General features: G+C 57.8%; 21 protein-coding genes. 8 read left to right on the top strand and 13 right to left on the bottom strand.

Features of this window, described 5'->3' with window-relative positions; genetic code table 11:
• Positions 1–18: 18 nt before the first annotated feature.
• The 3 genes from GGR28_RS18380 (at position 19) to GGR28_RS18370 (ending at position 2,746) form a co-directional block, all read left to right on the top strand.
• Positions 19–822: an SdiA-regulated domain-containing protein gene (locus GGR28_RS18380; RefSeq protein WP_183497297.1), complete on the top strand. Its 804-nt coding sequence runs from the start codon at positions 19–21 to the stop codon at positions 820–822.
• A 14-nt stretch (positions 823–836) separates the two neighbouring features.
• Positions 837–1,811: a polyprenyl synthetase family protein gene (locus GGR28_RS18375; protein ID WP_183497296.1), complete on the top strand. Its 975-nt coding sequence runs from the start codon at positions 837–839 to the stop codon at positions 1,809–1,811.
• 77 nt (positions 1,812–1,888) lie between these two features.
• On the top strand, positions 1,889–2,746 hold the full coding sequence (locus tag GGR28_RS18370; protein ID WP_183497295.1) for a glycosyltransferase family 2 protein: 858 nt from the start codon (positions 1,889–1,891) through the stop codon (positions 2,744–2,746).
• A gap of 9 nt (positions 2,747–2,755) precedes the next feature.
• On the opposite strand, the gene GGR28_RS18365 is transcribed toward GGR28_RS18370, so the two are convergent.
• The 7 genes from GGR28_RS18365 to GGR28_RS18335 all read right to left on the bottom strand — a co-directional run bounded on the left by GGR28_RS18365 (position 2,756) and on the right by GGR28_RS18335 (position 8,066).
• Positions 2,756–3,655 (bottom strand): 1-aminocyclopropane-1-carboxylate deaminase/D-cysteine desulfhydrase, encoded by a 900-nt coding sequence (locus GGR28_RS18365; RefSeq protein ID WP_183497294.1) that lies wholly within the window; start codon positions 3,653–3,655, stop codon positions 2,756–2,758.
• 2 nt (positions 3,656–3,657) lie between these two features.
• Complete coding sequence (locus GGR28_RS18360) at positions 3,658–3,873, bottom strand: heavy-metal-associated domain-containing protein (RefSeq protein ID WP_183497293.1); 216 nt, start codon at positions 3,871–3,873, stop codon at positions 3,658–3,660.
• Between the two features lie 98 nt (positions 3,874–3,971).
• Positions 3,972–4,802, bottom strand: a complete 831-nt coding sequence (tsf, locus tag GGR28_RS18355) for a translation elongation factor Ts (RefSeq protein ID WP_183497292.1) — start codon at positions 4,800–4,802, stop codon at positions 3,972–3,974.
• A 98-nt stretch (positions 4,803–4,900) separates the two neighbouring features.
• The gene (gene rpsB / locus GGR28_RS18350; protein WP_183497291.1) at positions 4,901–5,641 is read right to left on the bottom strand and encodes a 30S ribosomal protein S2; all 741 of its coding nucleotides are present in this window, start codon (positions 5,639–5,641) and stop codon (positions 4,901–4,903) included.
• Positions 5,642–5,724: 83 nt separating this feature from the next.
• Positions 5,725–6,114 carry a 30S ribosomal protein S9 gene (gene rpsI, locus GGR28_RS18345; RefSeq protein ID WP_183497290.1) on the bottom strand — a complete coding sequence of 130 codons (390 nt, stop codon included), beginning with the start codon at positions 6,112–6,114 and terminating at the stop codon, positions 5,725–5,727.
• Between the two features lie 121 nt (positions 6,115–6,235).
• Entirely contained in the window at positions 6,236–6,676 is a 441-nt protein-coding gene (rplM, locus tag GGR28_RS18340; RefSeq protein ID WP_246416857.1) for a 50S ribosomal protein L13, read from the bottom strand.
• 190 nt (positions 6,677–6,866) lie between these two features.
• Positions 6,867–8,066 carry a sensor histidine kinase gene (locus GGR28_RS18335; RefSeq protein ID WP_183497288.1) on the bottom strand — a complete coding sequence of 400 codons (1,200 nt, stop codon included), beginning with the start codon at positions 8,064–8,066 and terminating at the stop codon, positions 6,867–6,869.
• A gap of 224 nt (positions 8,067–8,290) precedes the next feature.
• Here GGR28_RS18335 and GGR28_RS18330 point away from each other — a divergent pair, with 224 nt between their 5' ends.
• Together GGR28_RS18330 and GGR28_RS18325 are read left to right on the top strand one after the other, a co-directional pair.
• Positions 8,291–8,734: a DUF1761 domain-containing protein gene (locus GGR28_RS18330; protein ID WP_183497287.1), complete on the top strand. Its 444-nt coding sequence runs from the start codon at positions 8,291–8,293 to the stop codon at positions 8,732–8,734.
• Between the two features lie 113 nt (positions 8,735–8,847).
• Entirely contained in the window at positions 8,848–11,292 is a 2,445-nt protein-coding gene (locus GGR28_RS18325; protein ID WP_183497286.1) for a DUF5916 domain-containing protein, read from the top strand.
• Positions 11,293–11,583: 291 nt separating this feature from the next.
• Here GGR28_RS18325 and pnp read toward each other — a convergent pair whose 3' ends face one another.
• Positions 11,584–13,866, bottom strand: coding sequence for a polyribonucleotide nucleotidyltransferase (gene pnp, locus GGR28_RS18320; RefSeq protein ID WP_183497285.1), 2,283 nt, complete (start codon positions 13,864–13,866; stop codon positions 11,584–11,586).
• A 407-nt stretch (positions 13,867–14,273) separates the two neighbouring features.
• Between pnp and GGR28_RS18315 the strand changes: the two genes are divergently transcribed.
• Both GGR28_RS18315 and GGR28_RS18310 read left to right on the top strand, forming a co-directional pair.
• Complete coding sequence (locus tag GGR28_RS18315; protein WP_183497284.1) at positions 14,274–15,659, top strand: sensor histidine kinase; 1,386 nt, start codon at positions 14,274–14,276, stop codon at positions 15,657–15,659.
• The gene (locus GGR28_RS18310; RefSeq protein ID WP_183497283.1) at positions 15,628–16,050 is read left to right on the top strand and encodes a response regulator; all 423 of its coding nucleotides are present in this window, start codon (positions 15,628–15,630) and stop codon (positions 16,048–16,050) included. The genes GGR28_RS18315 and GGR28_RS18310 overlap by 32 nt, the downstream gene beginning before the upstream one ends.
• Here the strand turns inward: GGR28_RS18310 and GGR28_RS18305 are convergent.
• The 5 genes from GGR28_RS18305 to rnr all read right to left on the bottom strand — a co-directional run bounded on the left by GGR28_RS18305 (position 16,047) and on the right by rnr (position 20,869).
• Positions 16,047–16,514, bottom strand: a complete 468-nt coding sequence (locus GGR28_RS18305) for a DinB family protein (RefSeq protein WP_183497282.1) — start codon at positions 16,512–16,514, stop codon at positions 16,047–16,049. The two genes, GGR28_RS18310 and GGR28_RS18305, sit on opposite strands and share 4 nt — an antisense overlap.
• 5 nt (positions 16,515–16,519) lie before the next feature.
• Positions 16,520–17,338: a glutamate racemase gene (gene murI, locus GGR28_RS18300; RefSeq protein WP_183497281.1), complete on the bottom strand. Its 819-nt coding sequence runs from the start codon at positions 17,336–17,338 to the stop codon at positions 16,520–16,522.
• Positions 17,339–17,356: 18 nt separating this feature from the next.
• Entirely contained in the window at positions 17,357–17,863 is a 507-nt protein-coding gene (locus GGR28_RS18295; RefSeq protein WP_183497280.1) for an OmpH family outer membrane protein, read from the bottom strand.
• A gap of 48 nt (positions 17,864–17,911) precedes the next feature.
• Positions 17,912–18,430 carry an OmpH family outer membrane protein gene (locus tag GGR28_RS18290; protein WP_183497279.1) on the bottom strand — a complete coding sequence of 173 codons (519 nt, stop codon included), beginning with the start codon at positions 18,428–18,430 and terminating at the stop codon, positions 17,912–17,914.
• Between the two features lie 204 nt (positions 18,431–18,634).
• Positions 18,635–20,869, bottom strand: coding sequence for a ribonuclease R (rnr, locus tag GGR28_RS18285; protein WP_183497278.1), 2,235 nt, complete (start codon positions 20,867–20,869; stop codon positions 18,635–18,637).
• Between the two features lie 217 nt (positions 20,870–21,086).
• Here rnr and GGR28_RS18280 point away from each other — a divergent pair, with 217 nt between their 5' ends.
• On the top strand, positions 21,087–22,355 hold the full coding sequence (locus tag GGR28_RS18280; protein ID WP_183497277.1) for an NAD(P)/FAD-dependent oxidoreductase: 1,269 nt from the start codon (positions 21,087–21,089) through the stop codon (positions 22,353–22,355).
• The last annotated feature ends 456 nt before the right edge of the window (positions 22,356–22,811 follow it).

Raw genomic sequence — 22,811 nt, 5'->3', positions numbered from 1 at the left:
GCAACGTATTTCGTTGGTATGCGCTTCCCATTATGTCTGCTTTTATCGCTGTTTCTCTGCACCTGCGGCCCCGCCCAAATGCATGCTCAGTTCCCCTACGCGCTCGACCGCCTGGAGTTGCTGGTAGAATTACCGGAAGAGCTAGCGGAGATATCCGCCCTCGCGGTCCGGGGAGATGAACTCTACGCCGTAGCCGACGAGAAGGGGGTGATCTACCGGCTGGACCTCGCAGACGGCGAAATTCGGGAGCGCATCGAGTTTTGGAAAGCGGGGGACTACGAAGGTATTGCGGTGGCCGGAGACGACCTCTGGGTGACGAAGAGCAACGGACGCCTGTACCGGGTAAAGCACGCCGGCACCGCCGAGCAAAAAGTGAAGGAATACAACACCTGGCTGAAGGGGGAAAACGACGTGGAGGGGCTCACCTACGATGCGGCGAACGACCGCTTACTGCTGGCCTGTAAGGACGACCCGAAGGGCAACGGGCTGGACAGGGACAATCGCTACATCTTCGCTTTTGACCTGGAGAAAAAGAAACTGAAAAATAAGGCCGCCTATTCCCTTCCGCGGGAGGACGACTTTTCCCCCTCCGCCCTGGACATTCATCCGCACACCGGACAGCTTTTTCTGACCAGCAGCGTGGGCAAGCAGTTGCTGGTCGCCCGGCCGGACGGCAGCATCGAAACGGTAAAAAAACTGGACCGCGATAGGCTTCCACAACCCGAAGGGCTCGTCTTTACTCCCGACGGCACCCTCTACCTCAGCACCGAGGCGAGGGATGGGGCACCGGCGCGAATTTATAGGCTACCTTTGACCCCCTAAACCGCCGCCCCCTGATGGCCCAAGGCCTCGACGAGATAAAGCGCCCCATCGCGACCGAACTGGAGACCTTCGAACGGCGGTTTCGGGAGACCCTGCGTTCACCCGTGCCCCTGATGGACCGGATCACCTACTACATCGTGCGGCGGAAGGGTAAGCAGATGCGTCCCATGTTCACCTTCTTCAGTGCCCTGGCCTGCGGTGGAATCAACGACGACACCTATACGGCCGCCAGCCTGATCGAACTGGTACATACCGCCAGTCTGGTCCACGACGATGTGGTCGACGAAAGCTACGAGCGGCGGGGATTCTTCAGCATCAATGCCCTGTGGAAGAACAAAATCGCCGTGCTGGTGGGCGACTACTTTCTGGCCCGCGGCCTCTCCATCGCCCTCAAGACCAAGCAGTACCGGACCCTGGAGATCAGCTCGGACGCCGTGCAGGCCCTGGCCGAAGGGGAGCTGCTGCAGATCGAGAAGGCGCGGCGGCTGGACATCGACGAGGCGGTCTACTTTGAGGTGATTCGGCAGAAAACCGCCAGTCTGATCGCGGCCTCCTGTGCCGCCGGAGCAGCATCTGCGACCGATGAGGAGGAGACCCTGCAACTGATGCACGCCTTCGGGGAGAAAATCGGCATTGCCTTCCAGATTCGCGACGACTTGTTTGATTTCGGACTGGACGATGTGGGTAAGCCACGCGGCATCGACATCAAGGAGAAGAAGATGACCCTGCCGCTGATTCACGCACTCAACCAGGCCTCCCGTTCCGACCGGCGGCGCATGATTCGCAACATCAAAAAGCACAGCGACGAGCCGGAGCGAGTGAGGGAAGTACTGGAATTCGTGCGCAAAAGTGCCGGAATCGCGTACGCCGAACGCGCGATGCACCGCTACCGGGATGAGGCCTTTACCCTCCTACGGCAACTGCCCGAAAGTCCAGCACGGGAAGGCTTAGAACAGCTCGTAAATTACGTGGTTAACCGTTCATATTAGGTGCTATATCCCTATAATAGGGGATGCCGCCGTATTTTCGCAGGGCGGGTTAGTCCCGCTTAAGTTGTTTTTAGGATATGAGCGACATCAGTTTACTAACCATCGTACGTGGAAGAAGGGATCATTTGCATCACCTGCTGCGGGGGGTAGCCAATCAATCGACAAAACCCCGGGAGATGATTATCGTCCTTATGAACGAATCTGACCCGGGCGATCTTCCCGATCCTGGCTGTCAGCTCTTTGTGCATACCCTGTTCGATGCCGATCATGCCCTCCCCCTCGCCGCCGCGCGCAACCGTGCCGCTGCGGAGGCCCGGGGAGAAACACTGGCCTTTCTCGATGTCGACTGCATTCCCCACCGCGACTATCTAAAACAACTCGACGAAGCCGTGGAACTATCCCGGGGGTTGGTGATGGGCGACGTGCGGTACCTGCCGAAGGGAGCCACCGACGGCGATTGGACTGATGCAGCCCTCGACAAGCTGGCGCAACGCCATCCCCGGCGCCCGAAGCTTCCCGATGACAGGACTCTAATGCCCCTACCCTACCACCTGTTCTGGTCGCTCTCCTTCGGATTGCGTGCGGAGGACTTCGCCTATATGGGTGGATTTGACGATGGCTATTCGGGGTACGGAGGGGAGGATACGGACTTTGCCTTTACGGCGCGCCATGTGCGGTTGCCGTTTTACGGATGCCGGGCACGGGTGTACCATCAGTATCACGACACCTACTCGCCTCCCTACAATCACCTGGGCGACATCATCACGAATGCGGTGCGCTTTCACCAGAAGTGGCAGATCTGGCCGATGGACGGCTGGTTGAAACAATTCGATCAGGCGGGATACATCGACTGGCAACCCACCCACATTGAAATTCTGAAGGACGTCGAACCGGAAACCATCGCGGCGGCAAAGACGGAAACTCCCTTCGGCTAAATGAGACCCTTAGTATATACCGCCGGTATGCAAAACGACTACGGTTGACCCCCGCGGGTAGGCTCCGGTACGGATGCGGTCCAGCACCCCGCTGAATAACTTGGCGGTGTAGACGGGCTCTAATTCGGGCAGGCCCGGCTCGCCAATGTCTGCCCGCTTTGCGGTAGCACCAATCGGCGTACGGATCTTCCAGTGGGGTGAAAAGCGGCCGTAGCCTCCGAAATGATAGCCATCGATGACGGTGAAGGCGGGGGTACCTGAAAATCCTTCCAGGTGTCGCAGGATTTCATCCCGCATCCAGCTCCCGCGCAGGGCGGGAAATACTTCTACCGTGCAGGGGGTGTCCGCTGCGGCACCGATTATTCCGGCTGCGGTCCCTCCAGTACCCGCGCTCAGGCAAAAGAAATCCGGTGGTACGGCCCCAAATTGATTGACGGTTTCCCGGAAGACTTCGCCGGTGTAGGGAAGGGATTCAGGAGAGGTGCCGCCCTCGGGTATGACAAATTCCTCCTCCACGATCCCTAGTTCACGCTGAAACTGGTGGTCGTGCTTGAGTCGGTAATCCGTTCGGGAGATGAAGTGCAGGTTACCGCCATTTCGAAGGACGGCGTCCAGGGTGGGATTGCGCACCGCCTCACCACGCAGATAGAACCGCGTCGCAAAACCGAACTGATGGCCCGCCGCGGCTAGTGCCGCCACGTGGTTGCTGTAGGCCCCACCGAAGGATACGACCGTACGTCCGGGCAGATCCGAACGAAGGAGAAGGGGCCAAAGTTTTCTCACCTTATTGCCCTGCAGGGGGCTGCCGGGGTACCAGGCGTAAAGATCGTCGCGCTTACACCACAGGTTGATGCCCGCCCGGACGGCATCCGGATGCTTAATTTGCTGGAGCGGACTGGGGGGGAGCAATGCTAATCGAGCGGTTCGATTTCGTAACCCGCATCCTCTACGACTGCCATGATAGCGGCCCGGGAAGCGGTACCTTCTACGGTGAGGAGCTTACGGTCGTCTTCGATGTCTACGCGCCAGATGGTCACGCCCTTCAGGTCATCGAGGAAGGGGGTGACGCTGCGTACGCAACTGCCACAGTTGATGTTGGTGGCGAAAGAGTGCAGGGTAGCGGTCATGGTGTGTTTTAGCATGTACGGCCACACAACACGTTAAACCAAAAAAGGGTCGTCTTCCGCGCGGAAGACGACCCTTGATGATGCGATGCATAACCGGCTTAGCCGAGGGCAATGTGCTTGAAGTCGGTGACCTTTAGTCCCTTCTCAACGGAGTCGAGGTACTGGGCGACGCTCTGCTTATCGCTCTTCACGAAGGCCTGGGCTTCCAGGGTATTTTCCTTGAAGAACTTGTTGAGGCGACCCTGTCCAATTTTCTCGAGCATGGCTTCCGGCTTGCCTTCCTGGCGGGCCAGATCCATGGCGATGTCGAGTTCCTGGTCGATGGTGGCCTGGTCGATACCGCTCTTATTAACCGCGACCGGCTTCATGGCGGCGACCTGCATGGCTACGTCGCGACCGGCCTGGAAGGCGGCGTCGTTGTTCTTGCTCAGGGCTACGAGTACTCCCGCCCGGTATCCGCTGTGGATGTAGGGGGCTACCAGGGGAGATTCGAGTTGCTCGTAAGCCGTTACGCTGATCTTCTCGTTGATCTTGCCGACCATTTCGGTGACCTTTTCGCCTACCGTCAACTTCCCTTCCATGGGCAGGGCGTTCAGGGCATCGACGTCGGCGGGACGTTCTGCGAGGGCAATGTCGGCGATCTTCTGGGCGAAGGCTACAAAGTCGTCGTTCTTCGCTACGAAGTCGGTTTCGCTGCTCAGACGCACGATCACACCATAGTCGTTGCTGTCGTTTACCTGTGCGATGACCACACCTTCGTTTGCTTCCTTGTCGTCGCGCTTGGCGGCTACCTTCTCTCCACGCTTCCGGAGAATCTCGATGGCCTTGTCGAAATCGCCTTCCGCTTCCGCGAGGGCTTTCTTACAGTCCATCATACCGGAACCCGTCATGTCCCGGAGCTTCTTTACTTCTTGAGCAGTAATTGCCATTGTTGGTATTTTGATTTTTGTGGGGGAATCTAGTACGGTAGTATAGTAGTAGGGTAGTACGGTGGTACACCTACCGTACTACCCTACTACTGTACTACCTACTCCGCAGTCGCTACTTCCTCTCCGCTGCTTTCCTTCTGTTCCTTTTCTTCACCGCGTTCGGCGAGGCCTTCCTTGATGCACTCGACGAGGTAGTTGGTGATGATGCCGACGGCCTTGCTGGCGTCGTCGTTGCCGGGGATGGCGTAGTCTACGCTGGTGGGATCGGCGTTGGTATCGACGATACCGAAGGTGCGCATACCGAGTTTTTTAGCTTCGGCGATGGCGAGGTGTTCGTGTACGATGTCGACGACGAAGATGGCGTTGGGGATGCGCTGCATGTCGGCGATACCACCGAGCACCTTGTTCATCTTCTCGTGCTCACGGGTGAGGGTGAGGCGTTCCTTCTTCGTTACGCTGTCGAGGGTACCGTCGCCGAGCATGCGCTCGATGTTCTGCATCTTGCGGATGGAGCGGCGGATGGTGTTGAAGTTGGTGAGCATACCACCCTGCCAGCGGTCGGTCACGTAGGGCATGTTGACTTCCTGAGCGGCGGCGGTGACGATGTCACGGGCCTGCTTCTTGGTGGCAACGAAGAGAATCTTCTTTCCGGCCTTGGCGATCTGGCGCATGGCGTTGCCGGCGCGGTCGATGTTCTCCAGGGTGCGGTTGAGGTCAATGAGGTGGATGCCGTTCTTCTCGGTGAAGATGTAGGGCGACATCTTGGGGTTCCACTTGCGGCGCAGGTGGCCGAAGTGCACACCGGCCTCCAAAAGCTGCTGATGGGTTGGCTTTGCCATGGGTTGTTATATTGTTAATCCGGGAGAGGGAAAATTCCGGATGGTTGTTAAAGGATACCGGCGGGTAGACCACCGCAGCGAATCTATCGCTTAGAGAACTGGAAGCTCTTACGGGCCTTGGGCTTACCGTACTTCTTACGTTCCACCACGCGGGCGTCACGGGTGAGCAGCTTCTGGCTCTTGAGGGGGGTGCGGAAATCTTCGTTGAGCTTTACCAGGGCGCGGCTGATGGCCATGCGGATAGCTTCGGCTTGTCCCTTGTATCCACCACCGTCGACGTTGACCTTGATGTCGTAGATGCTGTTGTCCACCTCGATGGTCTGAAAGGGCTGAACGATCTTGCCCTGGACGTGCGTCTGCGGAAAGTAAGTCTTGTAGTCCTTACCGTTTACGGTGATATTGCCCTTACCCTGCATGAGGTAGATGCGGGCGACGGCAGCTTTGCGGCGACCGATTGCATTGATTTGTTCCATGATTATGGATTGAAGTTTGTAGGGATGGAGGGAATGAAGGAAGTGGCGGGGCCGCGGGTGCAAGGAAAAAGGTGGAGAGCAAGGCGCTTCAATCCCTCATTCCTGTCCCTCCTTCAGTCCCCTATTTAAGTTCCTGAGGTTTCTGAGCGGTGTGGGGATGCTCGGCGCCGACGTAGAGGTGGAGCTTCTTGTACTGGGCGCGGCCGAGTTTGGTCTTGGGCAGCATGCCCTTGACGGCACTTTCCAGGATCAGTTCGGGCTTGCGGGCCATGATTTGACGGGGCGTCGCCTTACGCTGTCCGCCGGGGTAACCGGTGTGGCGCAGGTACTCTTTGTTGTTGAACTTCAGGCCGGTGAAGCGCACCTTATCGGCATTGATGACGATCACGTGGTCGCCATTGTCGAAATGGGGGGTAAAATCCGGCTTATGCTTGCCACGCAGCACGTGGGCAATCTTGGTGGCCAGGCGGCCGACGATCTCGCCGTCCGCGTCAATGACGTGCCACTTACGGTCCACCGTTGCGGTGTTGGCCGACTGCGTCTTGTAGGAAAGGGTATTCAAGGGAACTTGATTTTTCTGATTCATTGCTCCCGCGTTCCCGCCCCATTGGACGGCTTCACGAAAGCGGACGCAAAGGTAAGGAGCTAAGTCGCCGAAACCAAGCACTTAAAAAGTTATTTTTCAAACCGGACCGCTGTAACTGGCTGAAAAACAGTAAAAATATCGCACGGGTCCGCAGATGAGCCTACTTCTAGTCGGGAATGACAAAGATGAATTTCGTCCCGGTCCCCATGGTGGATTCCACGCGGATGCTGCCCCCGACGGCCTCGATGAGGCGCTGCACGATCGTCAATCCGACGCCGTGGCTCTGGGTTTTACCCAAACCGATGCTGTGAAAGAGGCGGAAGATCGCCTGCTGGTTCTCGGGCTCGATACCGGGGCCGTTGTCTTCTACGGTGAATACGTAGCCACGTCCGCGCTCGTGGATGCAGTCGATGATGACCTGGCAGTCCTCCTTGTCGTTAAACTTCAGGGCATTGCCGATCAAGTTCTGGAAGGTTTGCAGCAGGGCGATGGAGGAGGTGTAGAGCCGGTCTACCTTACCGATGTAGGTGACGCGGCAGTTGCCCCCGTTGCTCACCTGGCGCTCGGCCTGGGCGATGCACTGTGGGATGCTTACGTCTTCGTGTGCGTCCTTCAGGCTACGGGTGATCTGGCTGTAGCGCAATACCCCGTCGATCATCTGGGAGGCATCCCTGGCCCGTTCCTGAATCATGTGGAGCAATTGTACGCCATCTTCGGGCAGCAGGGGGAGGTAATCCTCTTCCAGCATTTCTCCGGCCTGACGAATATTGCGGAGGGGGGCTTTGAGATCGTGGGCGATGACGTGACTGAAGTCGCGCAAAATGGCATAGGCCTGTGCCCTCTCCCGCGCCACCTGCTCGGCTTCCGAAAGCGTCCGCCTTAGTTCGAAAAGTTTGATGACCTGGCGACCGAGTCGTTCGAGTGCATCCAACTGACTCTGTGACAACTCGCGCGGCACGTGGTCGATCACGCATAGGCTACCCAGGGCGAAACCCTCCTTACTGACCAGCGGTACCCCGGCATAGAAGATGACATTCAGGTCGTTGTAGACGAGGTCATTGTTCTCGAACCGGGGATCGAGCCGGGCGTCGCGTACCATCAGGGTATTCTTCGGCTCCATAATGTTGTAGGCGCAGAATGCCAGGTCGCGGCTGGTCTGTGGCCAACCCGGCGGCATGCCCTGGGCCGATTTGAACCACTGCCGATCCTCGTCGATCAGGCTGATCAACGAAACGGGCGTACCACATATCTGGGCCGCGATGGTAGTCAAATCATCGAATTCCTCCTCGGGCAGGCTATCCAGAATCGCGTACTCCCGTAAATTGGCCAGACGGGCCGGCTCGTTGGGTGGTTTGGGGGGGATCACCCCACAAAGGTAGTAGAACAGTCCTATAATCACCTGAACCTCACCCCTAAAATGAGCGTAAATTGCAAAATTGCAGGTCAATTGACCTTGGTTTACCGATCGGCCTTTTCGCTGAGGAGAAACGGTAAATATCTACTCCCGAAGTAAGCCGTCTCCTTAATTCGGTGGGACGAACGGTAATCCTGCTTTCTGTCGTAACTTATAACTTAAGCAATACACTGACCATGACACAAACCATCAACCGGTGGGCAATACTCGGTGCTACCGTAGCCGGTATGTTTATCGGCTTTCTCTTCTACGGGTTGTTGTTTAATTCCGCGTGGACACAGGCAGTAGGGCTTACAACCGAGGACGATGTCAATTTCCTGAAGTACGGTGAGTCCGTCGCCCTGGATCCGGTAACCCCTATGCTAATCAACGCCTTCGTAATGGCCGCCTACGCCGTCTTTCTCTGGTGGCTGACGGACCACACCGGCCACGCCACCCTCGCCGGAGGGGCCACGCTGGGTGCTATGATTGGCCTGCTCGTCGCCGCCAGCCACGGCGTGGGCAACCTGTTCGCCTTCGAACCGGCCATGCTCACGGTGATCGATGGGCTGTACCACATCGTACTCTTCACGGTAATTGGGGCCATTGTGGGCCGATGGCACAACATTCCCGTCCGCTAATTGCCGGTCGCCCGTAACTTTTAATGCCCGGCGGGAGTGTTAAAAGTGCAACCATTACAGGTTCCTTACGTCGTTACGGGGTCTCCCCCGGTGTTTATTTAGCTAATCGACTCATGCAATCAACCCTTACCCTAGCCATTTTTTGCCTCGTCACCACCCACCTGATCGCCCAGGGCAAGCCCACCCTGGAGGCGGTACGCACCGATGAGTCCATTAAAATCGACGGGATATTAGACGAAGCTGTTTGGGCGGAAGTACCGGCCGGCGGTGAATTCATCACCCTACGCCCCAACCCCGGCCTGCCCGCCAGCCAGAGGACCGAAGTGAAGGTCGCGTACGATAACCGGGGCATCTACTTCGGCGCGGCGATGTTCGACACCAGCCCCGACAGCATCCTGTCCGAACTCACCGAACGCGACGACCTGGGCAATACCGACTTCTTCGGCTTCGTCCTCGATCCCTACCAGAGCGGCATCAATGGCTTCACCTTTATCGTCACCCCGGCGAACGTGCAATTCGACGCCAAGCAGGAAAGCGGCAGAGAGGATTCCAACTGGGACGCCGTGTGGGTGAGCAGCACCTCCCGCACCGACGAAGGCTGGTTCGCCGAGGTCTTTATCCCCTATTCGGCCCTGCGCTTCCCCTCCACCGCCGAGCAGTCGTGGACCGTCAACTTCGTTCGCATGCTCCGCCGCGAGAACGAGCAGAGCTTCTGGGCCGAAATCGACCCCAACGTAGATGGATTTCTCAATCAGTCGGGCACCCTCACCGGACTCTACGACATCAAAGCGCCCCTGCGCCTGCAGGCCACTCCCTTCGTTGCGGTATACGGGCTGCAGGGACGGGAGCCCAACGAAAAAACTACCTACGGCACCAGTATTACCGGGGGGATGGACGTTAAACTAGGCCTCAATGACGCCTTTACGCTCGATATGACCCTCATACCCGATTTCGGGGAAGCCCGCAGCGACGACCAGATTCTGAACCTCGGCCCTTTCGAGCAGCGCTTCGACGAGCAGCGGGCCTTCTTTACCGAGGGAACGGAATTGTTCAATAAGGGCGGCCTGTTCTACAGCCGGCGGGTCGGTGGCCGAAATTTTTACCAGGGACGGGTGTACGATGAGCTTGGGGAAGACGAAGAGATCGTCAACAACCCCCAGCGCGCAAAGCTTTACAATGCCACCAAGATCAGCGGCCGTACGGCTAAGGGTACTGGGGTGGGCATCTTCAATGCCGTAGAGCAGGAAAGCTACGCCACCATCCGCAACGCCGAGGGCGACGAGCGGCAGGTGCTCACCAATCCCCTGACCAACTACAGCGTACTGACCGTCGACCAGAACCTACCCAACAACTCCTCCGCTACCCTCATCAACACCAACGTGCTGCGGGAGGGGGCCGCCCGCGACGCTAACGTGACCGGTCTGCTCTTCGACATCCACAATAAGGCCAATGAATACGCCGTGCGCGGGGAGCTCAAGCACAGCCGGCAGTACGAGCCGGGCAACGACCGTAGCGGCCACGCCCTCGACCTCGAGATCGCCCGCATCTCCGGACAGTGGACCTGGGAGGCCAGCTACGGGGAAGAAAGCGACACCTACGACGTTAACGACCTCGGCATCATCTTCGCCAACAACTCACGCTTCTGGAGCGCAGAACTCAATTACAATCAGCCCAAACCCTTTTTCAACGGCTACTTCCTCAACGGCGGCGGCGGTGTTGACCTCGATTACCGCCGGCTCTTCGCCCCGAGCCGCTACGTCGGCACCAATCTGGAGGGTTACGTGTACGCCACCACCAAAAAGTTCTGGAACCTCAACCTCTGGACCGAGCACGACATCGGCGACCAGTACGATTTCTTCGAACCCCGGGTGAAGGGGCGCTACTGGCGGGGCCCCGGCTACAGCAACCTCGGCGGTTGGATCGGCTCCGACGGCCGTAAGAAACTACGCTTCAGCACCAACTTCAACCTCAACCGTTGGTGGGACGACACCGACCGCCACTCAGTGAGTTTCAACTTCAACCTCCGCTACCGCTTCAGCGACCGGTTTAGTCTGAGCACCTACGCCTGGCGCGGCAACTACTACAACGACGTCGGCTACGTGAACCGGGAGACCGTCTCGATGGGTGACCTAGAGCGCACCGACATCTACTTCGGCACCCGCGACCGCAACAGCGTCGAGGCCGGCTTCTTCGGCAAGTACAGTTTTACCGCCAATATGACCCTCAACCTCCGCGTCCGTCACTACTGGAGCGGCGTCGCTTACAACCGCTTTAACCTGCTCGCTGACGACGGCACCCTCACCGGTACCGATTACTCCACCAACCACGACCAGGACTTCGATGCCTTCAACGTCGACCTCATCTACCGCTGGCGCTTCGCTCCGGGCAGTGACATCTTCGTGGTCTACAAAACCAACATCTCCGACTTCGACGAACGGCAGGCCGACACCTACTTCGACAGCTTCTCGGGCCTCTGGGGCAAGGATACCCCCCGCTCCGGTTCGGTATCGGTAAAGGTCGTCTACTGGCTGGATTACGCGAGTTTGTTTCCCCGGTAGGGACCGAACGTTTTATTCGGCGGGGACGCAGGAGCCGTGTTTTCGCTTAACCCTACTCGGCGTGCAACGCCTCGACCTTAATCTGCGAAAATCTGTGAATCAAATCCGTTTTTAATCTGCGTTAAAACAGAGTCTCGGACCAGAGCCGCTCGACATGATACGTCCCGTAGCTCGGTGTGCAACACCTCGACCTATACCTCATTCTAAAACGAGCAGCCATTCTCCTGCCAACCAAAAAGCGCCCGGCAGCATAGCTACCGGGCGCTCCCTTAAACAGTATCGCTAACCGGACTAGTCGCGGTCGTTGCGATCGCGGCGGTCGCGTCCGCCACCACGACGGTCGCCCCGGTCGCGTCCACCGCTACGGCGGTCACCACGGTCGCCACGGTCGCGTGACTTACCGGCCTTACGCTCTTCCTCGAGTTCCTCATCCGTGGGGATGGTACCGTCGGCGCGGGGCATGATGGCCTTGCGGCTCAGGCGGAGTTTACCGGTGCGCTCGTCGACGTCGACGATCTTGAATTTCACGGTATCGCCTTCCTCGAATTCGTCTTCGACGCTTTCGATACGGCTGTGGCTCATTTCGCTTACGTGCAGCAGTCCGTCACGACCGCCCTCGAATCCGACAAACACGCCGTAGGGCATGATGGTCTTTACGGTGCCTTCGTAGACGCCGCCCACTTCGGGGGTGAAGGTGATCTTCTTGATCCGGGCTACGGCATCGTCGATCGCCGCCTTGTCGTTGCTGGCAATGGAGACGTGCCCCTTGCCGTCGACCTCGTCGATGTTGATGTTCGTGCCGGTCATTTCCTGCAGTTCCTGGATGATCTTACCGCCGGGTCCGATGACCGCACCGATGAAGCTCTTCTCAATGATGAGCTTGACGATCCGCGGTGCGTGGGGCTTGAGGTCCTCCCGGGGTGCACTTAGCGTTTTGTTCATCTCGCCCAGGATGTGAAGACGGCCCACGCGGGCCTGCTCCAGTGCCTGCTCGAGTTGCTCGTAGGGCAGTCCGTCGATCTTGATGTCCATCTGGCAAGCCGTGATCCCCTTGTCGGTACCGGTCAGCTTGAAGTCCATATCACCGAGGGCATCCTCGTCGCCGAGAATGTCCGACAGGATGGCAATTTTACCTCCTTCGGCCACCATACCCATAGCGATACCGGCTACGGGGCGGGTGATCTGTACACCGCCGTCCATCAGGGCCAGCGAGCCGGCACAAACGGTAGCCATCGAGCTGGAACCATTGGACTCCAGGATGTCGGATACGATGCGGATGGTGTGGGTCATTTCCTCGGGAAGCACCTGGCGAATTGAGCGGGCGGCCAGGTTGGCGTGGCCCACTTCGCGACGGCCAGGACCGCGCATCGGCTTGGTTTCCCCTACCGAAAAGGCCGGGAAGTTGTAGTGCAGGATGAAGTTGGCGTAGCTGTTTTCGTGGGCTACGTCGACCATTTGCTGGTCGGTCTTGGTACCGAGGGTGAGGCTGGTCAGGGCCTGGGTCTCACCGCGGTTGAAAATGGCCGAACCGTGGGCACTGGGCAGGTAGTCTACTTCCGTCCAGATGGGGCGTACCTCATCAAAGGCGCGACCGTCGAGACGGACCTGATCGTTGAGCATCAGGTTGCGGATGGTCTTCTTCTGCACCTTGTCGTAGGCGCTGCTGAGTTGCTCCTTGTTTTCGGTCTGCCATTCCTCACCCTTCTCGGCGAGTACGGCCTCCTTAAACTCGGTTTTGACCTGGCTGAACGCGTCCTTCCGTTGCTGCTTGTTGAGGGCACCGCGGGCAACCTTGGTGATCCCTTCCTTGACTTTACTTTCTACGTAGCTCAGGATTTCTTCGTCCTGCTCTACGATCTCTACGTCGCGGGTCTTGGCCTTATCGCCGACCATTTCGCGGAGTTCGAGCTGGGCCTTGCACATCACCTTAATGGCTTCGTGTCCGGCCTTCAGGGCACCGAGAATGGATTTTTCGTCCACTTCCTTTCCTTCGCCTTCCACCATCATGATGTTGTCGGCGTCGGCGGCTACGATGAGGTCGAGGTCTGCGTCCTTTAGGCTGCTGCGGTCGGGGTTGACCACGTATTCGCCGTCGATCCGGGCCACGCGGCACTCGGAGATCGGTCCGGCAAAGGGAATATCGGAGACCATGAGGGCGGCCGAGGCGGCGAGGCCGGCCAGGGCATCGGGCATCACCTCGGCGTCGAGGCTGATGAGGTTGATGATCACCTGGGTGTCAAACATGTAGCCCTTCGGGAAGAGCGGCCGGATCGCGCGGTCGACGATGCGGCTGATGAGCACCTCGTAATCGTTGAGGCGGGTCTCGCGGCGGAAGAAGTTACCCGGAATGCGGCCGGCGGCGGCAAATTTCTCCTGGTAATCTACGCTGAGCGGGAAGAAGCTCTGGCCTTCGCGCACGCTGGTGCTGGAGACGACGGAGCAGAATAGCATGGTATTACCACACTTGACGACAACGGCGCCGTCGGCCTGGGTGGCCAGCTTACCGGTCTCGATGGTGATCTCCCGCCCACTGGGCAGGGCGAAGTTCACCGACATTGGGGTCTTATTACCCATTATTGATTGGACTTTAAATGAAAATACGTGTTTCGCTGCCCTGCTCCGGTTGAGCAAGTGCAAGACACAAAACAGCCTCAAATAAGGGGGGGGGAGGTAGGGCGGGGTCGCGGGTCCAATGAAGGTCCGGCAAAGCTGCCATTTTCGACCGGTTTACACCGATCTTATCTCTTAGTCCCGCCGGGGGTCGCTGATGACCGACGGACGCCGCGCATTTGCGGCCATGATCTAGGTTATTTTGTATCGCGGCAAATATACACAAGTTTTCTGCGGTCGGCGGCCTACCTACCTGAATCCGCCGGAAAGCGCCTGTGGCTCCGCTACATTGCCTATTTTTACCGCCTACTCAGCCACCTTACTTGATACCTGCACCTATCCAATCCGCACCAAACAGCAAGAGCAACCGCTTGTTCCGTGTTCTATTCGCCGGTCTCGGCCTACTTACCCTCGTGGTACTCGCCTCCGTAGTTACGGAGCTGGCCGCCATCGATGTACGCAAGAAACTCGACAACGCCTTGCGGCTCGAACGCGATCTCGGCCAACTGCTGACCACGCTGCAGGATGCGGAGATCGGCCAGCGGAGCTTTCTGCTGACCAAGGATTCGAGTGACCTACAACCCTATACTTACGCACGGGACACCATCGGGTCGATACTGGCGCGGATCGGAATGGAGGTGCTCGCCGATCCCATTCAGCAAATTCGGGTCGAACGGGTGCGTTCCCTCACCCGGTACCGGTTCGGAGACCTTTCCCGCTCCATCAACTCGCGGGCTATCGGCGACACGGCGGCCGTCGATCGCATCATTCAAAACGGCGGAGGGCGCGAAATCATGACCAAGATCCGGAATACCATCGTGCTGTTGCGGCAAACGGAAAACAACGATGTTGCCAGGCGCCAACAACAACTGAGTAGGCTCAGCCAGGTAACGACTGCCCTAAGGCTACTGGGCGTAGTGGGCCTCGCCTTCGTTCTCTACTACATCTATACCCATGTTCATCCGCTTTACGGAGAGATATCCCAGGCCCACGACAAAGCGCGCGAGGCCAATCGGCGCCTGAGTGCCGCAAATCAGGAACTCAGTACTAAGAACCGGGAGCTCGATCAGTTCGCTTACATCGCCTCTCACGACCTACGGGAACCCCTGCGCACGGTCAGCAACTTCGTGGAGGTGATCAACGAGGATCACGCCCACCAACTGGATGAGGAGGGCAAATCACACCTGTCTTTCATCTCCCGGGCAACCCAACGGATGAGCGCGCTCATCGACAGCCTGCTGCAGTATAGCCGCGTAGGACGTTCCGAACTACCGGGTCGGGTAAATTTAAACCGCGTCCTGGATGAGGTGCGGGAGAACCTTTCCCTGCGCATCGAGGAGTCCGGTGCCGTCCTCACTTCCGATCGGCTGCCCGTGATCACCGGGTATGCCGTGGCCCTGCGGCAATTGCTACAAAACCTGATCGCCAACGCCCTGAAGTTTCACAAACCCGGAGAACCGCCCCGCATCCGGGTAGAAGGCTCGGAGGAAGCGGATGTCTACCGGATCACCGTCAGGGACGAAGGGATTGGAATGTCAGCATGTGACCAAACTAAGATTTTCGACTTGTTTACCCGACTTCACGGTGCGGATAGCCACGACGGGCAGGGGATCGGCCTGGCATTTTGTCAAAAAATAGTACAATTACACCGGGGCACCATCGAAGTGAAGAGCGAACCGGGTCAGGGTAGTACCTTCACCGTCCGCATACCGCGCACCATAGATTATGAAAAAGCTGGGGAGCATACTGCTGATTGACGACTCGGAAGCGGATAATTTTATCCACTGCCGCCGCCTGGACAAGATGCACGTGGCCGGAGAGATCGTGGTGCGCAACAACGGCCGTCAGGGACTCGACTACCTGACTACCCACAACGCCGACGGTAACTTTCCCCGGCCCGACCTCGTTTTCCTGGATATCAATATGCCCGTACTGGACGGATGGGGATTTCTCGATGCCTACCACCAACTTCCGGAAGCGTGCCGGGCCAGGGTGCTGATCGTAATGCTCACCAGCTCGGTAGGAGATTCAGACTACGCCCGGGCCGGTGAGTATGCCCTCATCGATGCGCATGAGTCAAAACCACTGACCAAGGAAAAGATCCGTGGTCTGATGGAGCAGCATTTCTCCGGCAGTCGACCCATCTAGACCAGCCTGCGTAGAGTCAGCATGGTCCCCAGGTGCATCGCCTCGTGCATGTTGTTGAACGTAATGGCCTCACCGACACTGGTGATGCTGATTCCGAAACTGGTGGTATAGGACGTAAACCCCGCCCAATCCAGGCTACCAAAGGCCTCCTGTAGGCGCCGCCCTCCCTCGGTCAATTCGGTCTTGATGTACGCTATCTCCTCCGCAGTAACCGGTTGCGCCGGCCGACTCCCCTTGCGGTAGCGATTGATGAATTCTTTGCCGCTCGGGGTATGGTGGCCTCCCAGTGCGTAGATCAGTAGCTCGTGGGTAGCGATAACGTGCCCCGCGTTCCACACCAAGTTGTTGTTCAGTCCGCCCGGAATGCGGTTCAATTGCTCCGGCTCCATGGACTCCATCAGGGCATGAATGTTCCTGCGGGTTTGCTGGTGTAGGGTAAAGGCGTGTGCGATGGCGGAATCCATTGGTTCTATTTGAGTGTAAGGTAGGGCACCACCCACCGACGGTACCCATTCAGCTCGGTCAACCGACCCAGGGTACGCTGGAGCGCGGTACTGCTACCGGTACAGAAAAAATCATACCTGCCTGCCGTAGTTTCGGAGGTAAGCAGCCCCTGCTTTTCCAGTATACGTTGCACCTGGCGCGCCGCCGCCCCCGATGGATCGATCACCTTCACGTCAGGCCCCACGACCGCGGCAATATCCGCAGCGATGAGGGGATAATGGGTACAGCCGAGTACCACAGCGTCGGGATTGCCGGAGGTTTTAAATAGCTCGGTCAGGTAGTCGGAAATCTGGGGTGATCCGGAGGGATATTCCTCGATCAACTCGACAAGACCGGTACAGGCATTTTCCCAAACGGGACGGTCGGCCAAATAGCGGTCCCTGAGGGCCCGGTAGCGGTCGCTACGGAGGGTGACGGCCGTGGCCATAACGGCTACGTTGGTGCTCTCGGCGGCGGGTTTTACGGCAGGTTCCAGACCGACGAAGGGCACATCTGGGTAGGCATCGCGGAGGTAATCGATGGAGACGCTGGTAGCGGTGTTGCAGGCTACAACGATCAGTTTGACGCCCGCGCGGAGTAAAAAGTCGGTGATGCAGCGGCTGTACTCCCGGACCTCCGCATCCGTCCGCCCTCCGTAGGGTGCGTGGGCATTGTCGGCTACGTAGAGCATGCGTTCCGTGGGGAGTAGTCCCGAAACAGCATTGGCGACCGAGAGGCCGCCAATGCCGGAGTCAAAGACTCCGATTGAGCCCGAATGGTCGGGCAGGTAAATGTGCTGCGACATGGTGGCCGCAAGGTAGGGCTACAGTCCGAGTTTGGCCTTCACCATGGCGCTCACGTCCTGGCTCTCTTCGCCGTACAGGAGTACCTGCTGATCGAAGATGAACTGAAAACCGTTTTCCTTGGCGACCTCCTCGATGGCCGTGTTGATGGACTCGTAGATGGGCTCCAGCAATTCGGCGCGTTTCTTCTGCAGATCCGCCATCATGCTTTGCTCAAACTTACCGATCTCTTCTTCACGGACCTGAAGTTTAGCGGCGGCTTCCTGCTGCTGCTTGGGACTCATGGTTCCTTCCTGGGCCTGGGCTTGTAGCGCCTGGTAATCAGTCTGGAAGGTCTGCACCATTGATTGTCCCTTCTTCTGGAGTTGCTTTTGCAGTCCCTCAAGGTTCGACTCGGCAGCCTTCATGGCGGGCAGTTCGGAAAGAATTTCGGCGGAGTTGACGTAACCGAACTTCTGAGCGGTGGCCGTGGCGGTGGCGGCGAGGAAAAGGATCGCTACAAATGCGAGTTGAATAAATCGTTTCATCGTTGTTAAGGTTGAGACGCAAGTCATTGCATCTTTCGTGGGGAAAATTTAGTTTTTCAGGGCGCGGAGTATCTCATCCGTTTTGTCGTACTGGTCGCTCGAGAAGATGATTCCCGCGGAGCCTGCACGGTCGAAAATAAAATCGTAATTGTTCTGATTGGCGTAGGTCTCAATGGCCTCGTAGATGGCATCCTGAATGGGCTTGACGAGTTCCTGGCGGCGTTGGAAGAGGGAACCCTCGGGTCCGAACCGCTCTCGCTGCATGTTGCGCACTTTGGTCTCCCGATCGTAAATGGACTCTTCCTGCTGCTTGCGCTGCTCGTCGCTCATCAGGACCTGCTCGGCCTGGTACTTGTTGTACATGCCCTTGATGGCATCAAATTCCTGATTGATCTCCTGCTGCCACTTCGCGGCAAGCTGATCAAGCTGCTCCTGGGCGTCCTGGTATTCGGTGATGCTGCTCAGGATCTTCTCCATGTCAACGGAGGCAATCTTCTGGGCCGAAAGCGAGGCGCCAAAGCCGGCCAGAGTCAGAATGGCGATCAACAAAAAACTGCGGGGACGCATAGGATTAAATTTTAGTGCACAAAAGTACAAGCAGCCGGGCTACTTGACTCTATAATAGACGTTTGGGAAAAGTCTTAGTTACTCCGATAAGGAAGGTTTAACCAGCCGCCCTGTGGCGCAACTTCCTCTCATTCAGTAACTTGTGCAAAAAAATTGCCCGATTACGGGTCTTGGCTTTAACGGAAAATTAACGACGGTCGCCCGTTAATCCTTGCGCCGGCGGGACTTCCGGCTGCGCTGTCCCTTCGCGGGCTCGGGCTCTCCGTGGACTTTGAGGACCTTCACCAGGGACATATCGATACGGCGGCGCTCAAGATCTACGTCCTCAATCTTCACCCGGACCTGATCACCCATTTTCAGTTTCTTGCCCGACTGCTTGCCGGTGATGTATAGTTTGCCGGCGCTGAGGTCGTAGCTTTCGTCCATCTTGTCGAAGGGGATCATACCCTCAACGAAGTTCTCGATGAGCTCGATAAATACGCCGAAATCGGCCAGGCCATTGATGACGCCGTCGAACTCTTCGCCCACGTTATCGAGCATGTACTCGGTCTGTTTGTACTTGATGCTTTCCCGTTCGGCGGTCACCGCCTTGCGTTCCTGGCTGCTGATGTGCTTGCAGAGCTCCTCGAGGGTTTCGGGATTGGCCTTGAACAGGCTTCCCTTCTCGAGATTTTTAGCGAGCAAACGGTGTACGAGTACGTCGGCGTAGCGGCGGATGGGAGAGGTGAAGTGACTGTAGTTATCGAAACCGAGTCCGTAGTGACCGATGTTCTGAGTAGTGTACACCGCCTTTGCCATAGTCCGGATCGCAATGGGTGAAAGCATCTTGACCATGGGGTCCTCGTCGGCCTTGGCGAGTAGCTTATTGTAGCTCTGGGAGACGGATTTAGGCGAGCTCAGGTCCATCTCGTACCCCAGGGCCGCAGCGAATTTGGCGAGTTCCGCCACCTTGTCCATATCGGGCTCGTCGTGTACTCGGTAGACGAAGGGGATATTTTGCTTCAGCCGCTCCTCCTTTTTCTTGATGAATCCCGCCACTTCGCGGTTGGCGAGCAGCATGAAGTCCTCGATCAGCATGTTGGTGTCGATCCGGTCTTTGATGTAGACCGAGAGGGGTTTGCCCTGGTCGTCCAACTTGAAGCGGACCTCGTTGGTATTGAAGTCGATCGAGCCCTCCTTAAACCGGCGCTTGCGCAATTTATCGGAAATGCGGTCGAGCAGATCGAGCTCATCGACAAAATCTCCCTCTCCCGAATCGAGCACTTCCTGGGCTTCTTCGTAGGTGAAGCGACGGTCGGAGTGAGTGACGGTGCGGCCGAACCAGCGGTCGACTACCTTGAAGCTTTTCGGGTCGAACTGGAAGATGGCACTGAAGGTCAGCTTGTCCTCATTGGGCCGCAGGGAGCACAGTTCATTGCTGATGCGCTCGGGAAGCATGGGGCAGACCCGGTCAACCAGGTAGACGCTGGTGGTGCGGTCGGCGGCCTCCTTATCCAGGGCGCTGCCGGGCTTGACGTAATGGCTTACGTCGGCAATGTGTACGCCTACCTCGATTCTGCCGTTCTCCAGGTGCTGGATGGACAGGGCGTCGTCGAAGTCCTTGGCCGTCAGCGGATCGATGGTGAAGGTCGTCACTTCCCGCATGTCGCGGCGGATGTTGATCTCCTGGGGGGTGATTTCACCGGGCAGCGCTTCGCTCTCGGCGAGCACTTCCGGCGGGAAGGTGATCTGGAAGCCGTTGTTGATCAGGATGGCCTGCATCTCGATGTTGCTCGATCCCGGTTCACCGAGAACGGCGGTGATCTGGCCACTGATTTGACCATAGCGGTTCTCTTCCCAGTCGAGGATCTTGACGACCACCTTTTCTTTATCCTTTCCACCGATCAGTTCGGCGCGGTGGACAGCGATACTCAGGATTTTGCCTCCGGGACCGTCAACCACTACTTCGGCGTACTTGTCGTGAATGTTTAGGGTACCTACGAAGTGGGTGACGCTGCGTTCGAGCACCTCCGTTACTTCACCTTCTGGCTTACGGCGACCGCCGGGCGTCCAGAAGCGGACCTTTACTTTGTCGCCGTCCTGGGCGTTACCCAGCCGGCCTCCGGGGACGAAGATATCGTTGGCCTCACCATCCATAATGATGTAGGCGGCACCGCTGCGGGTCATGTCGACGCGTCCTTCGGCGTAGCTGGTCGAGCGTTTTTCGCGGGTAGATCCGTTGAACTGGTAGCGGAAGTCGTCGTTGACTTTGATCTTGCCGCCGGACACGAGTTTGTCGAGGGCAGCCTGTATACTGTCCTTGCTGTTTTTGACCTTGAGTTTCCGTAAAAGTTGTTTGGGGTTGAGTTCTTTGCGGGCATTGGCCTTGAACTCCTGGTAGATTGCGCGCTCCAGGTCGCGGGCTTTGAGCTTGCCGCTCTTCGTTATATTCTTAGGCATGTAGGTATAAAACTGCAACCGCCCCCATTGGGCGGACGGATATTGTGTACATATGTTTCAGCAGGGAAACACCCTATTTTGCCATAAGTTTGTTGGGGCGGCGGCGCGCGGGTGCCACGAACGTCAGCTGCCTTTGTACTTACCTTGCACCTGCGACCCCGCCCGTTGACGCATCAGTACCGACGGCAAATCGTACATCGTACCTGGTAAATTGTCAATGGTAAACTCTCCCACTCCCATTCTGATCATCGGCGCAGGCCCCGCCGGAACGGCTACCGCACTACGCCTTTCCTACCTCGGCATACCCAGCGTGATCGTGGATAAAGCTACATTTCCCCGCGACAAGGTGTGTGGCGATGCCATCAGTGGTAAGGTCCCTACCCTGCTCAACCGCCTGGATCCGGCCATTATGGACCGCTTTCGGAAGCGTTTTTCCCCGGCCGACGTGTGGGGCATCCGCTTCTATCCGCCCAGCAGAAAACTGATCGAACTGCCCTTCAAGGTGGGCTACGAACGTATCCCCGACGCCGCGCCGGGCTACGTGAGCAAACGCATCGACTTCGACTCCTTCCTGATCGAGGAAGTCCGCCGGCGCGCTGACATCGACCTCCACCTGGATACGGAAATCACCGCGACCGAGCGAACGGATGATGGGTACCGCGTGACGGCCCGTGGTGGTCGGGAGTGGAACTGCCGCCTGCTGATCGATGCCAGTGGAGCCCAGAGTAAGTTTAGTCGTCACGAGGCCGGGCAGGAGATCGACAAAGACCACTACGCCGCCGCGGTGCGTGGCTATTATCGGGGGGTCACCGGTTTTCACCCCGACAACTTTATCGAACTTCATTTTCTGGACGCGTACAGCCCGGGCTACTTCTGGATCTTTCCCCTGCCGAACGGGGAGGCGAACGTGGGGCTGGGAATGCGTTCCGACATTGTAAAGAAGCGCGGCCTGAATCTGCGTAAGGAGATGGATAAGATCGTTGCTTCCGATCAGTTTCGGGACCGGTTTCGCGATGCTGTGCAAATTGATCCCATTGTCGGCTACGGATTGCCGCTCGGCTCCAAAGACCGGACCTTATCCGGCGATCACTACCTGCTTACCGGCGACGCCGGACACCTGATCGACCCCCTTACCGGTGAGGGCATCGGCAACGCTACGTATTCCGGATTTATCGCCGCTGAGTTGGCCGAGCAGTGTTTAAAGGAAAATCGTTTTGATGCCGCTTTTTTAGCTGCTTACGACGTGCGCATCGAGCGTGTGCTGCGCACCGAACTCCGGTTGAGCTACCGCATGCAGCAGATCATGCAGCACAAATGGATAACAAATTTTCTTACGGGCATCGTCGCAGCCAACCCTGAGCTCGTAGAACTACTCTGTAGGATGTACACCGACTTTGAACTCCGCAAGCAGCTCGTCAGACCGGCGTTTTGGTGGAAACTTTTCCGCACTAAGACCGGTACCCTACCGGCGGTAGCCAAGGAATAAAAGAAAATGTTAAAACCTTGAACAAAAGCCTTATTGCTTATAACTTTTCTTGCAGTAAGGTAGTTACAAGAGCAGTTGATTAAGTTTCATATATACTAGTGAGTGTAAAGTGAGCCTCCGACCCAATTTTGTGGGTACGGAGGTTCTTTATTTGGGGATGGTTCGTAGCTGTTCGTGGCATCCTGCCGCGGTGGCCTGGTTCGTGGCATCCTGCCGCGGTAGCCCGGTTCGTGGCATCCTGCCGCGGTGGCCCGGTTCGTGGCATCCTGCCGCGGTGGCCCGGTTCGTGGCATCCTGCCGCGGTGGCCCGGTTCGTGGCATCCTGCCGCGGTAGCCCGGTTCGTGGCATCCTGCCGCGGTGGCCCGGTTCGTGGCATCCTGCCGCGGTCGCCCGGTTCGTGGCATCCTGCCGCGGTGGCCCGGTTCGTGGCATCCTGCCGCGGTGGCCCGGTTCGT

Origin of the sequence: Neolewinella aquimaris (assembly GCF_014197245.1) — a bacterium.
In the GTDB taxonomy this organism is placed as follows: Bacteria; Bacteroidota; Bacteroidia; order Chitinophagales; family Saprospiraceae; genus Neolewinella; species Neolewinella aquimaris.
Note: the sequence above shows the minus strand (reverse complement) of the source record. Positions and strands in the feature narration are given on the sequence as shown.

What these genes read in the sequence shown, in the direction of transcription:
- GGR28_RS18305 (WP_183497282.1), bottom strand. Translation starts at nt 16,514, where the DNA reads ATGGATTCCGCCATCGCACACGCCTTTACCCTACACCAGCAAACCCGC.
- murI (WP_183497281.1), bottom strand. Translation starts at nt 17,338, where the DNA reads ATGTCGCAGCACATTTACCTGCCCGACCATTCGGGCTCAATCGGAGTC.
- GGR28_RS18280 (WP_183497277.1), top strand. Translation starts at nt 21,087, where the DNA reads ATGGTAAACTCTCCCACTCCCATTCTGATCATCGGCGCAGGCCCCGCC.
- rnr (WP_183497278.1), bottom strand. Translation starts at nt 20,869, where the DNA reads ATGCCTAAGAATATAACGAAGAGCGGCAAGCTCAAAGCCCGCGACCTG.
- rpsI (WP_183497290.1), bottom strand. Translation starts at nt 6,114, where the DNA reads ATGGAACAAATCAATGCAATCGGTCGCCGCAAAGCTGCCGTCGCCCGC.
- GGR28_RS18310 (WP_183497283.1), top strand. Translation starts at nt 15,628, where the DNA reads ATGAAAAAGCTGGGGAGCATACTGCTGATTGACGACTCGGAAGCGGAT.
- GGR28_RS18370 (WP_183497295.1), top strand. Translation starts at nt 1,889, where the DNA reads ATGAGCGACATCAGTTTACTAACCATCGTACGTGGAAGAAGGGATCAT.
- GGR28_RS18360 (WP_183497293.1), bottom strand. Translation starts at nt 3,873, where the DNA reads ATGACCGCTACCCTGCACTCTTTCGCCACCAACATCAACTGTGGCAGT.
- GGR28_RS18295 (WP_183497280.1), bottom strand. Translation starts at nt 17,863, where the DNA reads ATGAAACGATTTATTCAACTCGCATTTGTAGCGATCCTTTTCCTCGCC.
- rpsB (WP_183497291.1), bottom strand. Translation starts at nt 5,641, where the DNA reads ATGGCAAAGCCAACCCATCAGCAGCTTTTGGAGGCCGGTGTGCACTTC.
- GGR28_RS18375 (WP_183497296.1), top strand. Translation starts at nt 837, where the DNA reads ATGGCCCAAGGCCTCGACGAGATAAAGCGCCCCATCGCGACCGAACTG.
- GGR28_RS18290 (WP_183497279.1), bottom strand. Translation starts at nt 18,430, where the DNA reads ATGCGTCCCCGCAGTTTTTTGTTGATCGCCATTCTGACTCTGGCCGGC.
- pnp (WP_183497285.1), bottom strand. Translation starts at nt 13,866, where the DNA reads ATGGGTAATAAGACCCCAATGTCGGTGAACTTCGCCCTGCCCAGTGGG.
- tsf (WP_183497292.1), bottom strand. Translation starts at nt 4,802, where the DNA reads ATGGCAATTACTGCTCAAGAAGTAAAGAAGCTCCGGGACATGACGGGT.
- GGR28_RS18380 (WP_183497297.1), top strand. Translation starts at nt 19, where the DNA reads ATGCGCTTCCCATTATGTCTGCTTTTATCGCTGTTTCTCTGCACCTGC.
- GGR28_RS18330 (WP_183497287.1), top strand. Translation starts at nt 8,291, where the DNA reads ATGACACAAACCATCAACCGGTGGGCAATACTCGGTGCTACCGTAGCC.
- GGR28_RS18325 (WP_183497286.1), top strand. Translation starts at nt 8,848, where the DNA reads ATGCAATCAACCCTTACCCTAGCCATTTTTTGCCTCGTCACCACCCAC.